Origin of the sequence: Nodosilinea sp. LEGE 07298 (assembly GCF_015207265.1) — a bacterium.
Classification (GTDB): Bacteria; Cyanobacteriota; Cyanobacteriia; order Phormidesmidales; family Phormidesmidaceae; genus Nodosilinea.
On the sequence record NZ_JADEXE010000053.1, the window covers coordinates 15,495 to 29,178 of the forward strand.

Here is a 13,684-nt window from a genome sequence, read left to right on the forward strand (position 1 = left end):
CTCAGGTTTTGAGCTTGTCCCACAGGCACCCGGTCCCTCAACAGCGAATCGTCTTCTAGTTCAGCGCTTCAAGGTAGTCGCGAACGCGGTTGCGGCGTTTGGGCTGGCGCAGCTTTTGCAGTGCCTTCGACTCGATTTGGCGCACTCGCTCGCGCGATAGCTCCAGGGCGCGGCCAATTTCGGCCAGCGAGTAGGGGGTACCGTCGCCAAGGCCAAAGCGCATGTTGATCACGTCTTGCTCGCGGCTAGTGAGGTCAGACATCAACTGTTGCAGATCGCGGCGCAGCGACTCGCGAATCAGCATGTCTTCGGGCGACATACAGTCGGTTTCGAGCAGGTCGCCCAGTTCGGTATCGCGGTCTTTGCCCACCTTAGTTTCGAGCGAAACAGCGCGGGGTACGCGCAGCAGCACTTCGCGCACCTGAATGGCGGTCATATCTAGCTCGCGGGCGATGTCTTCGATGGAGGGGGTGCGGCCTTTCTCTTGGGAGAGCTTGCGCTGGGCCTTTTTGATTTTGTTGAGTTTTTCGGTGATGTGAACGGGCAGGCGGATGGTGCGGCTCTGCGTGGCGATCGCCCTCGTAATGCCCTGGCGAATCCACCAGTAGGCGTAGGTGCTAAAGCGATAGCCCTTGGTGGGGTCAAACTTTTCGACCGCTCGCTCCAGGCCCAGGGTGCCTTCTTGAATCAGGTCGAGCAGCTCTAGACCACGGTTTTGGTACTTTTTGGCGACCGATACCACCAGGCGCAGGTTGGCCTTAATCATGTGCTCTTTGGCACGAATGCCTTCGGAGATGGCCTTTTCTAGCTCAGGTACGCTGAGGTTGCTCAGCTCGGCCCAGGCCCGCTTGCCAGCAGCCAGGGTGGGCTTGAGGTCGGCAATGGGCACTTCGGCTGCACTGGCCCAGCGCTCTAGGGAAGGGCGATAGCCCAGCTGCGACGACAGGCGATCGCGGGTTTTTAGCAGATTGCTGTAGACCGCTAAAATGCCGCCTTTAGCCTCAGCGGCCTGGGTCAAATCGTCTAGCAGCTGCATATAGCCCTGCACGGCTTGGGCTTCAGAGACCTCTTCGTGGCGCTCTAGCAGGCGTACTCGGCCAATTTCTTGCAGGTAGAGGCGCACCAGGTCGGTGGTGCGCGTTCCCTTCAGCACGGCGGCGGCATCGGTTTCAAAATCGCTGTCGTCAGCGTCGGTGGGGGAAAAGTCACGGAGCTGAGGGGCCGCCCCTTCATCCTCCTCTCCCAGTTCGGGAAGGCCCAACGCCTGATTGGGCAGGGCGGAGGCTTCATCTTTTTTGTAGTGGGGTGTTGCTACCATGACGCTCTCTAGTAACGTGTCTAAACGTGTGCCGATAGGCCATTTGCCAACCTGGGCCTAGTGTTCCCAAACCATCAGGACTTTGGAACAAGGGCTTGAGTTCCAGGGCTGGGCTGGGCTAACCTGAGTTAGCTGGTACCAGCGCCTGTGGGGGTAAACTCAGCCCTGCTGGCAAATTCTTTGTAAGAATCCCAGACGCTTGGGGATGATCGAGAGATCGGGGGCTGAGGTAGGCAATGCGAACCGACACCATAATCTACGCCGTCATCTGCCGTAATTCCTGACGGAAGGTTACACCTTGGCAAAAACCTCACATTGACAGCCCAGCGATTATAGGATTAGAGGATTCGTTGCAATTGGGAGCAGACTTCGCTAATGGTTGACGGACTTCCCTGGACAGCCGATGCCCAGGCTAAGCTCAAAAATATTCCGTTTTTTGTGCGTGCCCAGGCCCGCAAGCGCATTGAAGATGTCGCCCGCGAGGTCGAAGCCGAGGTGGTGACGGCAGATTTGGTAGAGCAGGTGCGGCTGGAGTTTGGCCAGTAGCCTCAGCGCCACGATCTGGTTCTGCCGCCAATTTTAGTGATAGATGGGTCAGAAAATATAAGTGAAGCATGGGTGAATGGTACTGAAACAAGCTCTCGCAGATCGCCGAAAGCCTTGATTTGCCGTAGGATGGGCAGTGCCCACCAGCCTCAATTCAATGCCATTCAAGTAGGTGATTAAGCGCTGTCGCACCAGCTCTGAGACTGCGGCCAGTTCGCTCTCAGAGCAGAAGGTTGGGGCGGTAGGTCTTTGGGCATCTACCAAAACTAGAACCAAAAGCTTAGGGCATGGGTTGCAGGTCGTACTCATAACGAGTATGATTTAGAAGAAGCCGGGGCCGTAGTGGTAGGATTTCAAGATTAGGCCCGCAGGCAGCATCACAGATTTGTTGGTTATCCATTCGATTGACAGAACTAAAGAGAGGCCATATGGTTGCAACCGCTGAAAAAAACAAGACCAAGCGCGGGTTTTACCCGACTCGCATTGATATGTCGGCTGAGGTGCGATCGCAGGTGTGTGACGTACTAAACCAAACGCTGGCCGCCACCCTCGATCTCAAGACTCAGACCAAGCAGGCCCACTGGAATGTGAAGGGCATGAACTTCTTCCAGCTGCACGAGCTGTTTGACGAGCTGGCGGGTGAGCTGGAAGGGTACGTCGACCTGGTGGCCGAGCGCGTGACCGCCCTGGGGGGTACGGCCATGGGTACAGCCCGTATAGCCGCCGCCGAGTCGATTTTGCCTGAGTACCCCATTGATGCGGTGGAAGGGCCTGAGCACGTAACCGCTCTGGCCGAGCGCTTTGCCGCCTACGGCAAGCACGTGCGCGAAGCGATCGACACCACCGATGAGCTGGGCGATGCCGACACCGCCGATCTCTACACCGAGATTTCTCGTACCATCGACATGCGTCTGTGGTTCCTAGAGGCACACCTGGTGCAAAAATCTGATCGGGGTTAGTAGTCGTTCCTGCGGCTAACGCTAGGCTGGGGCTGGGGAGACAGATTTTGTCTCCCTGGCCCTGTTGTTTTTTGGGTCTTTATAGCAAGACTCGGTTTTGAGCCGCTACCATAGCGCTTCAGTAGCTCTTTCGCTCACTATGGCTAACCCAGCTTCTCAATTGTCTGGCTCTGATGCGTTGGATGGTGCTGTAGATGGCGCGATCGCTGCCGTAACGCTGGCGGATCAGGCCCACAGCCACGGGCATCACCACCATCACGGGCATTCCCATCATGGGCACAGTCACACCCACGGGGCTGTAGACCCTGAGATTGCCGCCTCGGATCGGGGACTGTGGGCGGTGAAGTGGTCGTTTGTGGGGCTGGTGATCACGGCGATCGCCCAGGCCGTAGTGTTTGCCCTCTCGGGCAGCGTCGCGCTGATGGCCGACCTGATTCACAATGTGGGCGATGCCATGACCTCGGTGCCGCTGGGGGTGGCCTTTGTGCTGGCCCGCGCTAAGGCTTCGCCCCGCTTTGCCTACGGCTATGGCCGAGCCGAAGATTTGGCCGGGGTGGCGATCGTGGCGGTGATTTTTTTGAGCGCGCTGATTACTGGGTACGAATCGATCGAGCGGCTGCGCCATCCCCAACCCCTAGACCATTTGGGAGCCCTGGCGGCGGCGGCGGTGATTGGCTTTATTGGCAATGAGGTGGTGGCTCTGTTTCGTCTGCGGGTGGGGCGCGAAATCAACAGCGCGGCCCTGATAGCCGATGGGCTGCACGCTCGCGCCGATGGGCTGGTCAGCCTGGCGGTGCTGGTCAGCGCCCTGGGCGTGGGGCTGGGCTACCCCTGGGCCGACCCGGTGATGGGGCTGGGGATTACCCTGGTGCTGCTGCGGGTGGTCTGGCAGTCGACCCAGACGGTGTTTACGCGACTGCTGGATGGCGTGGAGCCAGAGGTGCTCGATCGCCTGTGCCACGAGGTCGAGCATGGGGTAGGGGCTGCCGCTACTGTCACGCAGGTGAAGGGGCGGTGGCTGGGGCACCGGCTGCACGGGGAGGTGATTTTGGGTGTAGAGGCCACTCTTTCGGTGGCAGCTGGGGCGGCGATCGCAGCTCAGCTCAAAGCTCACCTGCACCAGCAGCTGCCCTATCTGGCTGAGGTCACCATTCAGCTTCAGCCCCAAGAGTCAGCCATGATCCTTTGATGCTAAATCCGCTTTGGCTAACCTCTGGTTGGGCTGGGCAAACACCGTTTGCCCCTACGCAAGCCGCCTGTTTGGGGTCGGGGTTATGTGATTCGGATTTGCCCTGGAAAATAGCCATTCCCATCGACTTCGCTCAGGGAACGGCTATGGCTGTTTTTATTGTTGAGGGTACCGCGCTAGCGGCATGGACGATTGGTATGAGCCTAGCTGGATTGCCTTGCGTCCTCAGTCTACCCGCCGATCTGATGGCAACGCGAGAGCCGCAGCATCATGGCATCGAGCCGGGCCAGGTCGCCAAAGCACCCCCCCTGGCCAGTCAAAAAGCCGCCCATCTGAAGGGAAGCAATTCGCGGTATTTTCCAGTACCAGAGCGCTGGCAAATGGCCTTTAGGGGCATCGAGGTCAAACTCTAGCCAGTTGTAAAACCGCAGAAACCCCACAGGCCGCAGCGCAAACAGCATCAGCCAGCCCACATCTTCAAAGAAGGGGTGAGGGGTAGACCAGTTATTCAGATCCGGGTCAAAGTCTACAGTTTCCAACAAATTGGCGTAGATCTGGAGCTGGGCTGAGAAGCCAAAATGCCCGCCGCTGGCTCTCTGCCAGCGATCGTCAATCGCCTGGAGCAGTTGGCAGGGCAGAGCGGCTACGGCCTCAGTGGTCAGGTAAGGGTGCTGGCGCTGCGTAGCTCCCTGCTGCCGCATCGCAGTTTGGCTGTGGGCTACGGCGTCTAGCAGCAGATCGGCTGTCAGGCGATCGGCTTCTTCCCAGTCTTCTTCGTTGAGCAGCAGGCTGAGTTCGCTGAGGTTTTCTTCTAAATCGCTGGGGGTGGCGCTAGCGAGCACGGGCAAGCCCTCCGGTTAGGCAAGTTGGGTGGGTAACGCTGTATCGAGGGCTGGAACGGCTATGGCCTCTAGGGGCATACCGTCATTGAGGTGTTGCATGATAGCGGCCATGACCTCAGGGTCGATCTTGTAGCGATCGCTCAAACTAGGGCAGCACCAGCGCCAGGTGGGCAGGTGGCCCTGGGGCGCTTCAGAGATGAAGTTGAGGTCATGATAAGGCTTGTAGCCTCGGGAAAACAACGACGGAGCCTTGCGCCAGCCCAGCGCTTGCTCAAAGGCAGACCATCGCTGGCGATCGTCCGGCTGAATTTGCTGCTGGGCTCGGTAGACCTGCTGCTGGGCTTTAAACCCAAAGCGCCCTTTACTATAGCGACTCCAGAGGCCGTCGATGGTGGCGATATCAATCGGCGATAGCCGCTGCACGGTGGCGGCGGTAACGGGCTGCATATCGAGGTTGAGCGCCTTAAGAATCACGACTTCGGTTTCCATGTCGGCCTCGTGCCAGGTCTGCTGGTGCAGCAGGCCGCGCAGGCGACTGTAGTCTACCCCGGCGGCAGACTCCACGCTGCCGTACAGCTCATCGCGCACCTCTGCCTCAAGTTTCATCGCCTGCTCGACATCGATACTCCACAGCCGCCGGGCCTGGTCGAGGCGGCCCTGGTCAAACTCAGAGGGGTAGATGCTGTTGGCCATGGCTTGACGGCACAGGTCCCGGTATTGGTTAAGGCGTTCCTGGACCTGTTGAGCCTGCTTTTGGCGATCGATCTCAGCTTTGGCTGCCGCTGCTAAACTGGCATCTTCAGCGGTTTTAGCCGTAGACAGCTCGGTTTTGAGCCGGGTGTCGTCGTCGTAGCGCTGCTGGTACGTTTGGTAAATGGCCTCTGCTTCGAGAGTGGGCAAGCCCAAATTTTCGGCTAGCTCTTGCAGCACAGGCCAAATTTCCTTGTGGGCAAAGGGTGGACCTTCGCCCATAGCGCGGAGGCGGCTAAACTCTGCGGCCGTGATGTCTTCAAAATGGCGGTGCTTTTCGGCTTTGGTTGGGTAAGGGCTGGCCGCTCTGGCATTGAGCACTTCGGCCTCCTCTGCCGTGAGGCCCAGGCGCTGGCGCAGCAGATTGAGGTTATCGAGTTCGGTAGGCGACAGCTCGCCCTGGGTGCGGCTGTAGGTTTCGGCCTCGGCCAGGTAGTCGCGCTCTGGGAAAAACAGCAGCCCGCTTTGGGCCGCCGCCATAAAACCCACCAGATCGTCAGCCTGGTGCGTTTCGATGCGCAGCGTAATGCCGTCTAGTTTGAACGAGAAGGCGGTTTGGATAGGGCTGTAGTAGAGGCGATCGCGCAGCCGCCGCAAAATCGGCCCCAGCAGGTCTGAGTGGGCCATGAACGTTACCCCGGCTCGAATCTCGGCAACGTCCCTAATTTCTAATATGGGCTCAAAGCGAACTTGGCTCATATCATCTAGATCGCGCAGATCTTCAATCAGGTAGTGGACCTCAGTCGCCACGTCGTCGCTCTTGAGGTGAGGATCGATAAACTTGATTGAGAATTCGATATCTTGCGCCAAGTCAGCACCTCACAGACGCACCCAAGACCGGGCTTTAGCTAACGGTTCATCCCTTTGCAACTTTATAGTAAGCCAGATAGCAAATACAGCTCATCTAAAACGCGCTTCTCCAAAGCATCAGTCTCCTGCGGGCTGAGATGGTAAAAGCCTCGGGCTAGGATCAGGCGGCCCCGGTTAAACTCCGGCCCTGAAAGCTGCGCCATTATGGCCTGGCGAAACTGGGCCACATCTGGCGCAACATTCATCGGCACCAGCGCATCCATCATCAAGGCCTCGAAGGCTTGGCGGTAGCGTTCCAGTCGTCGCTGTTGCTCAAGGTATCGCTGGCGCTCGGCCTCGGCTTCGGCTTCGGCCTGCTGGCGCGCCCGGTCGGCTTCCTGGCGCAGAGCTTTGAGGCGCTCGGCTTTAAGAAACTGGGCATCGGCCTCGGGTAGGCTCATGGTGTCGGCCTTGGCCTGCATAACCTGCCACAGCTCGCTATCGAGATCGCCCTCCTGCTTACACACCAGCAGCTCTCGACGAAAGTGCTGGTACTTCTCGCCCAGAGTCTTGAACGGCCCCATTGCTCTGGCATTGAGGTCGCTAGTCTCTTCGCTAGAAAGCCCCATGCGATGGCGCATCAGCAGTAAATTAGCCTTAGCGGCTGGAGTTAGTTCGCCAAAGGTATTGACATAGTCTTCAGCTTTAGTGAGATAAAGCTCCTGGGGCGGCAGCAGCGCTTCGCCCAGGGGCAGCAGTTCAGCCAGGGTTTTTGACTGGTTGGTCGCGAGTATAATGGTGTAGGCAGGTGGCGTTTTGACGTCTGCTGGGTTGAATTGTCGCGCGATCGCGTCAGCAGACGGAATTTTAACTTCAAAGCTATACTTCTCAGCGGTGCGATCGAGCCAGTTGCCCACACACCTGAGCACGACCCTAAATTTATCTAGCGGTGCCTCAAACTGTAGTCCTACATATAGCTTAGGTTCAGCACCATTGGCGGGAGCTGTGCCGAGACCAGGGGCACGGCGCGGGGAGCGGTGAACAAATTCAAAGGCTGTGTGCTCTAAGCTGCTTAGCCGGGTGATGGCGCTAGACAGAGCTTGAACATCAGCATGGATACCCCTTGGATTGGGCTCGCTCTCTAGGGATGTAAGCGAAAGCCGGAAACTATTAGCTGAGTCAAAATCGTGGACCATTTTTACTGGGGCAATGGTGCTGACAACCGTTGGCTCAGTATATCAGCGCTGATTGAATCGGGGCTCCACAGTTGCAAACCTGATCTTTAATAGGGGCAGCCTGGAGCACTTTAAGGGTGAAGTATGCCGATCATCTTTCTTTCCTATCGTCGTCGCGATAGTCAACCCATTACTCGCAAAATTCACGAGCACCTAGAAGAAACCTACGGCAAAGACGCTGTTTTTTTAGATGAAAAAAATATTCCAAAGGGAGAGGATATTCGAAAGTTTATTAGAGACAGCATCAGCCAGTGTGCTGTGGTGCTGCCAATCATTGACGCAGAGTGGCTAAAGAGCATTACGGCCACTGGTTTGAGCGGGGGTGACTTGAATCGGTCCAGTGACTGGTTCAGAATAGAGTTGGAAGAGGCCCTTGCCTGTAGAAATGTCAGCGTTGTTCCCATCTTGATTGACGGGGTGGTAATACCCAGAGAAGACATGTTACCCGAGAGCTTGCAAGAACTGCCTTACTTCAACGGTATTTGCGTTAGCTCTGATGCGTTTCATGAGGATAGACCGCGATTGGTGCGAGAGATCAATCGCTTGATTACAGGTGGCCCTCTAGAGTTGCCAAAGACCCTAGCCGGTCTTTCAGACAATGAGCTGCTGCTGCAAGACCAGTACCGCCATGAGGTGCGCTACTGCTTAGAGAGTAGCGATGGTCAGATTGATGCCATCGGTCAAATCTACTTAGAGGCCTTGCGACAACATCTACAGCTCTCTCGCGAGACCACCAACCGCATTCGAGAGGTAGCTCAGCAGCCCTATCACCGCTACACGACAGCTGTGAGACTGCTCGTTGACCACCACGGCCACAGCGCAATCGCCGCGCTTCAGTCTAGCGGGCAGGTTCCAGTAATCACTCTAGATAGACAAGCGATGAGCCATTTGAGGCGACTGCACCACAATCTCAGCTTACCCCGGTGGAAGGCCCTCAAGATTGAGTACCAGATGATTAAGGAGTGGGAAGAGCGCTACCAGAATTTGCCTCAGCAGGCCGCGCAACGCTGAGGGTTAGCCCCAAAACAAAACCCCAAAGCTTTTGTAGCTTTGGGGTTTTGTTAACTGAGGCTGAAACGTTTATTTAAAGCCGACGGAAGCTTGCCATACAAAGGCCAGCAGCAGGAAAAACACGGGGATGATGGGCAGCACGTCTACCAGGGGGTCGAACAGGGAGTAGGCCTCGGGCAGCTTAGCCAGCAGCATTGCGACTTCCATTGAATAATTATCCTCTCGTTACACAGCCGGGACAGACCATCCTTCAGATGCCAATCAAGCCAAACCCTTGAGCGCCCTGGCTGGAATCTGAGAATTGGTAAATTTTCTTCGCATTTTATCACGGGTGGGGGGCGTCGATCGCGGTTGCAGTCGAGTTTGGGGCCAGCCAGTGGGCAAAGTCTTTGGTGAAGCGATCGCCCAAAATCGCCTCTCGGATCCGCTGGGTAAAGCGCACCAGCTCAGTAATGTTGTGGATCGAGATCAGGGTAAAGGCCAGCATTTCCTTGGCGTGAATCAGGTGGCAGAGGTAGGCGCGAGTAAAGTTTTGGCAGGTGTAGCAGGGGCAGGTGGCGTCAAGGGGGGTGTAGTCGCGACGAAAGCGCTGGTTTTTCAGGTTCCAGCGATCGCCATCGACCAGGGCCGCTCCGTGGCGGGCTAGCCGGGTGGGAATGACGCAGTCGAACAGGTCTACGCCAGCCGCGATCGCCTGGGCCATTTCCCTATAGGTGCCCACCCCCATCAGGTAGCGGGGTTTGTGCTCGGGCAGGCAGGGAGCAGTGGCCTTGACGATAGTTTCGATCAGCTCTGGCGGCTCGCCGACGCTGACGCCGCCGATCGCATAGCCCGGCAGATCTAAGGTCGCCAGCTGTTGTGCTGCCTCGGTGCGCAGGTCTGGGTACACGCCCCCCTGTACAATGCCAAACAGCGCTTGGTCAGGCCGCTGGTGAGCCTCAACACAGCGCAATAGCCAGCGCCAGGTGCGATCGGTCGAGGCTTTAATGACCTCGCGGCTGCACGGGTAGGGCGGGCATTCGTCAAAGGCCATAATCACATCGGCCCCGAGGTCGTTTTGAATTTGAATCGAGGTTTCGGGGCGAATATTAATGATGCGGCCATCCTTGGGCGATTTGAAGGTAACGCCGTCTTCGGTGATGGTGCGCATCTGGCTGAGGCTAAACACCTGGAAGCCGCCGGAATCGGTCAGCATGGGGCCATCCCAGCCCATAAAACGGTGTAGACCGCCCGCCTCGGCGACAATGTCTTCGCCCGGCTGCAGGTGCAAGTGGTAGGTATTGGAGAGCACCATCTGCGCCCCGGTGGTGGCGAGCTGAGCCGGGGTCACGGTTTTGACATTGGCCAGGGTGCCCACGGGCATAAACCTGGGCGTGTGCACCGGGCCGTGGGGGGTGGAGAAGGTACCGGCCCGCGCCTGGGTGTGGCTACAGCGGGCATCGCAGCTAAAGGAAAAGGCCTGGGTCAAGGGGGCGAACCGGGGGTAAGAAAGCGGCATCGATCATATCATTCTGCCTTCTCCGGGAAATCCACGTCCTACCTTTATGAACCTATTCGGATTGCCATATCAAACCTGAGTTCGACAACGACAATTATCAGGTCGATACGACTGGATATAACGGTTCCTGACCATTCAGCCGCCACAGGCTAATGCAGAGTGCCGTCGCGATCGCCAGCCACACCAGCGACGGCAAAATAATCCAGCCTGCCAGCGGTAGCGTTTGGTAATAGCTGAGCGTGACCACCACCACCGAGAGCAGCGGCCCGATAATGACCATCGGCACGGCGGCACCCAAGCGACCTTCCACGGTAAAAATCGTATTCCAGGTGTCGCCCAGGCTGAGGTGAACCACATAGAGAAACAGCGGCCAGCTCAGAAACGTTTGCCCCAGGGCCGACCACACCAAATAGGCCGAAACCACCCGCAGCACCGCAATGCTCATCCACACAATGGGAAAGGCCAGGGGCGGCGGTGCCCAGCCCGGACGCTGGAGCGACTTGTAGCGCCCACTGTTGCGAGTATTGTCGAGCAGGGAGAATAGGCGCGATCGCAGCGTCACAAAGGCAAAAAACGCGCAGGCGATCGCACCCATTGCCCCCTGGGGGAGCGCGGCGGTATCGAAGCGGGCCAGGGCCACATCCATGCCCCACAGCAGTCCGGTCATCGCTGCCACCTGGGCGATCGTCGCTCCTAGATAAGTCAGCGTGGCCCATTTATCCCACCGAGGATTGTCTAAGTCGGTCTGGATGGTAGTGTCGCGGGTGGCTTCTTTGACCCCCATCACGGTATTGAGGCCGCTTTTCACAAATTTTGGATTGCTCATAGGGCTGAAGATAGGGTGTAAGACAAGGGATGGACCGTTCGGAAGATGTTCCGGCTCGATGTTGATCCTAAGCTGTTAAGGGCTTAACCGGTTAAGAAACTAGACTTGCCGAAACTGGCGATCGCGCTGGGGCCACTGGTTACGGGCAGCATCACGGGCACGCGCCGCTTTAGCCCCATCTGGCCTAAAATAACCCGAGAAAAGACCTTTATTCGTCCTATCTAAGGCTGATTACACCAGCGGGAGGCTAGCATTTCTCAGCGAATTTGGCGATCGCGGGCGAGGGGGATGATGTTGGTCATCATTCTTTTGCTCCCTGGGGCTGGGCTACAGGCTCAAGATGAGGGCGCTAGCCCTGAGGAACCCCCCGCTCAGGAGGAAGCCGCTAGCCCTGAACTACCTGCCACCCCAGCCTCACCTGCCGCCAGCGATGCTGCCGATCGCGCCGATGATGGGCTATTTTTTGCCGATGTGCTGGTGCGGGGGCAGCCGGTGTTTCAAGTGGGCAGCCTGGCGAACCTGAGCGCAAGTGAGCGAGCCCAAACGATCAATCGCCGCATTGGTGGTCTGCTGAGCCAGTCTCAGCCACTAGACAACGTCACCGTACAGGTCGACAGCGATCGCCAGATCGCCGTGCTAACGGTCAATAACCGGGTGCTGATGACCGTCACCCAGCAGGATGCAACTGATTTTGACACCACCGTTGAAGCACTGGCGCAGCAGTGGGCCGATCGCCTGAACGAGGTCCTAGATCAGCCCAACTTAGCTATTGATGTGCTGCAACGGTTACAGGGTACAGCGCGCCAGCTAGTGGATGACACTATTATTCTGTTGCCGTCGCTGGTCGGGGCCATACTGCTGGTGGGCTTAACTTGGATTATCGCTAAGGGCGTGCGGCGGGTAGGGCTGCTGTGGGCCGAGCAAACTGAGGGCGATCGCGGCACCGAAATTTTGATTGGGCGGCTGTGCTATGGCGGCGTTTGGGTGTTGGGCAGCGTGGTCGCTCTGGGGGTGCTAGGGCTCGACTTTGCCACCCTACTCGGCACCCTAGGGCTGACCAGCGTGGCGATCGGCTTTAGCCTCAAAGACGTGCTGAGCAACTATATCTCGGGGGTCATTTTGCTCGCCGCACGGCCCTTTCGCATCAGCGACCAGGTCGTCATTGGCAATTTTGAAGGCACGGTTGTGCAAATTCAGCTGCGGGCTACCACCATGCGCACCTACGACGGGCGGCTGGTGTACATTCCCAATCAGCAGGTGTTTCAGAGCAGCGTGGTCAACAATACCGACTCCCCCGTGCGCCGCAGCGCCGTGATGGTAGGTATCGACTACGATGCCGACATCAGCGCCGCTCGGCAGGTGATTATGAAGGCGGTGACGCCGGTTAAGGGGGTAGAACCAGAGCCACCGCCGCTGATTTTGGTGCAAAAACTGGCGGCTAGCACCGTTAACCTGGAGGTGTGGTTTTGGGTTAATTCTCGCCGTCAGTCGTTCTTGCAGGTGACTTCGGAGGTATCTCAAGCCATTAAAGAGGGCCTGCAATCCGCTGGTATCGAAATGCCTACCGAGATCTATACGCTGAGTTTTCGCCAGGGGGCGATCGATACCATCAGCGCGATCGTCACCGAGGGGGAAGGCAAGCAAGAGGCTTAAGTTGCTTTCCTAAAAGGAGGGCTGGCGTTGGATTTTAATCAAGGATTCAGCAATTGAGCTGCGGTCAGCCTTTTTGCTAGAGCCAACTCGGCCAGGAAGGTCGAGGTGATATCTGCCTCTCCTTCAAAGATCATGGCCTCATAGAGTCCTTCTACCAGCGTCAGCACCGTAACCTTCTGAAGAATGGGGTCTACAATCCAATACTCGGCGATGCCACGGGCTTCGTACTGCGATCGCTTGTAGCGGTAGTCGCGATCAATATTTTTCTTTCCAGGTGATACCACTTCCACCACCAGCCGGGGCGGCGGCATATCGATGGTGACGGTAGAGCGGGGGGCGTTTTCTAGGGCGATCGCCAGTTCGTCTGACAACACCATCAGGTCGGGTAGCCGCACCGTGGCCCGTGCCCCTAACACTGTAACCTCAGTCTTCATCCGTAAACACTCTGGCCCAATACCAGCTTTCAAAAAGTAAGCAAAGAGAATCGACGCAATTCGCTGATTCCGATCGCTCTCTGGCGGCATAACAACAAGTTCCCCATTTTCTAGCTCGTAGCGGGCATCGGTGCCATCGTCGTAAGCAAAAAAGTCGTCAAGGCTCATGAGAGTGGTGGCAACGGTCACGGTATCTTGGCCTCCAACAGAACGCGCCTGAGTAATTCTATTATCGCAGCATAGAATTGAGGGATAACGGTAAAAGGCTTATGGTGAAGCATTCTGCGACAAATACGCTGCTCGCTGCCCCTGGTGAAAACCGCGTGGCCCTGCGCGGGATGGACTGGGTGGCCTACTGCCAAATGCGATCGCTGCTCAACGAACGCACCCGAGCACGCCTTACCTACGATCGCGGCACCCTAGAAATCACTATGCCATCCGAAGCCCATGAGTTCTATGCCCGCCTGACTTGGTGGTGCAGAAAAGTCCTGAAAGGGTTGTTGTGAAAGGAGTCCCAAATGAGACAGGGTAGATGGGAAGGGGCATTTCATGAGAGGCTTGAATTCCCCAACTCAAGGCCAGTCTCATGGAAACACCCCTCTTGTATCGTCAACTGCAAGACCAATTGAGTCAA

14 protein-coding genes are annotated in these 13,684 nt (G+C 57.3%); 6 read left to right on the plus strand and 8 right to left on the minus strand.

What is annotated here, in order from left to right; genetic code table 11:
- Nucleotides 1–55 precede the first annotated feature (55 nt).
- Nucleotides 56–1,318 carry an RNA polymerase sigma factor SigC gene (gene sigC, locus IQ273_RS09840; RefSeq protein WP_228052699.1) on the minus strand — a complete coding sequence of 421 codons (1,263 nt, stop codon included), beginning with the start codon at nucleotides 1,316–1,318 and terminating at the stop codon, nucleotides 56–58.
- A gap of 375 nt (nucleotides 1,319–1,693) precedes the next feature.
- On the opposite strand from sigC, the gene IQ273_RS09845 reads away from it, so the two are divergent.
- The 3 genes from IQ273_RS09845 to IQ273_RS09855 all read left to right on the plus strand — a co-directional run bounded on the left by IQ273_RS09845 (nucleotide 1,694) and on the right by IQ273_RS09855 (nucleotide 4,012).
- On the plus strand, nucleotides 1,694–1,864 hold the full coding sequence (locus IQ273_RS09845; RefSeq protein ID WP_194022993.1) for a PCP reductase family protein: 171 nt from the start codon (nucleotides 1,694–1,696) through the stop codon (nucleotides 1,862–1,864).
- A 428-nt stretch (nucleotides 1,865–2,292) separates the two neighbouring features.
- Nucleotides 2,293–2,823, plus strand: coding sequence for a DNA starvation/stationary phase protection protein Dps (gene dps / locus IQ273_RS09850; protein ID WP_194022994.1), 531 nt, complete (start codon nucleotides 2,293–2,295; stop codon nucleotides 2,821–2,823).
- Nucleotides 2,824–2,962: 139 nt separating this feature from the next.
- Entirely contained in the window at nucleotides 2,963–4,012 is a 1,050-nt protein-coding gene (locus tag IQ273_RS09855) for a cation diffusion facilitator family transporter (protein WP_194022995.1), read from the plus strand.
- Between the two features lie 230 nt (nucleotides 4,013–4,242).
- Here the strand turns inward: IQ273_RS09855 and IQ273_RS09860 are convergent, their stop codons facing one another.
- The 3 genes from IQ273_RS09860 to IQ273_RS09870 form a co-directional block, all read right to left on the minus strand.
- Nucleotides 4,243–4,854, minus strand: a complete 612-nt coding sequence (locus tag IQ273_RS09860) for a GUN4 domain-containing protein (RefSeq protein WP_194022996.1) — start codon at nucleotides 4,852–4,854, stop codon at nucleotides 4,243–4,245.
- Nucleotides 4,855–4,869: 15 nt separating this feature from the next.
- Nucleotides 4,870–6,414, minus strand: a complete 1,545-nt coding sequence (locus IQ273_RS09865) for a GUN4 domain-containing protein (RefSeq protein WP_194022997.1) — start codon at nucleotides 6,412–6,414, stop codon at nucleotides 4,870–4,872.
- Between the two features lie 62 nt (nucleotides 6,415–6,476).
- A complete protein-coding gene (locus IQ273_RS09870; RefSeq protein WP_194022998.1) occupies nucleotides 6,477–7,589 on the minus strand; it encodes a hypothetical protein in 1,113 nt (370 codons plus the stop codon).
- A gap of 123 nt (nucleotides 7,590–7,712) precedes the next feature.
- On the opposite strand from IQ273_RS09870, the gene IQ273_RS09875 reads away from it, so the two are divergent.
- The gene (locus IQ273_RS09875; RefSeq protein ID WP_194022999.1) at nucleotides 7,713–8,639 is read left to right on the plus strand and encodes a toll/interleukin-1 receptor domain-containing protein; all 927 of its coding nucleotides are present in this window, start codon (nucleotides 7,713–7,715) and stop codon (nucleotides 8,637–8,639) included.
- 69 nt (nucleotides 8,640–8,708) lie between these two features.
- On the opposite strand, the gene IQ273_RS09880 is transcribed toward IQ273_RS09875, so the two are convergent.
- From IQ273_RS09880 to IQ273_RS09890, 3 genes are all read right to left on the minus strand, one after another.
- Nucleotides 8,709–8,846, minus strand: coding sequence for a photosystem II reaction center protein K (locus IQ273_RS09880; protein ID WP_017299971.1), 138 nt, complete (start codon nucleotides 8,844–8,846; stop codon nucleotides 8,709–8,711).
- Between the two features lie 118 nt (nucleotides 8,847–8,964).
- On the minus strand, nucleotides 8,965–10,137 hold the full coding sequence (tgt, locus tag IQ273_RS09885) for a tRNA guanosine(34) transglycosylase Tgt (protein WP_228052704.1): 1,173 nt from the start codon (nucleotides 10,135–10,137) through the stop codon (nucleotides 8,965–8,967).
- Between the two features lie 97 nt (nucleotides 10,138–10,234).
- Nucleotides 10,235–10,963 carry a TspO/MBR family protein gene (locus IQ273_RS09890; RefSeq protein ID WP_194023001.1) on the minus strand — a complete coding sequence of 243 codons (729 nt, stop codon included), beginning with the start codon at nucleotides 10,961–10,963 and terminating at the stop codon, nucleotides 10,235–10,237.
- Between the two features lie 288 nt (nucleotides 10,964–11,251).
- Between IQ273_RS09890 and IQ273_RS09895 the strand changes: the two genes are divergently transcribed.
- A complete protein-coding gene (locus IQ273_RS09895; RefSeq protein WP_194023002.1) occupies nucleotides 11,252–12,616 on the plus strand; it encodes a mechanosensitive ion channel family protein in 1,365 nt (454 codons plus the stop codon).
- A gap of 38 nt (nucleotides 12,617–12,654) precedes the next feature.
- Here the strand turns inward: IQ273_RS09895 and IQ273_RS09900 are convergent, their stop codons facing one another.
- Nucleotides 12,655–13,239 carry a Uma2 family endonuclease gene (locus IQ273_RS09900; protein ID WP_313898065.1) on the minus strand — a complete coding sequence of 195 codons (585 nt, stop codon included), beginning with the start codon at nucleotides 13,237–13,239 and terminating at the stop codon, nucleotides 12,655–12,657.
- A gap of 80 nt (nucleotides 13,240–13,319) precedes the next feature.
- Between IQ273_RS09900 and IQ273_RS09905 the strand changes: the two genes are divergently transcribed.
- Nucleotides 13,320–13,556: a hypothetical protein gene (locus IQ273_RS09905; RefSeq protein WP_194023003.1), complete on the plus strand. Its 237-nt coding sequence runs from the start codon at nucleotides 13,320–13,322 to the stop codon at nucleotides 13,554–13,556.
- Nucleotides 13,557–13,684: the final 128 nt, after the last annotated feature.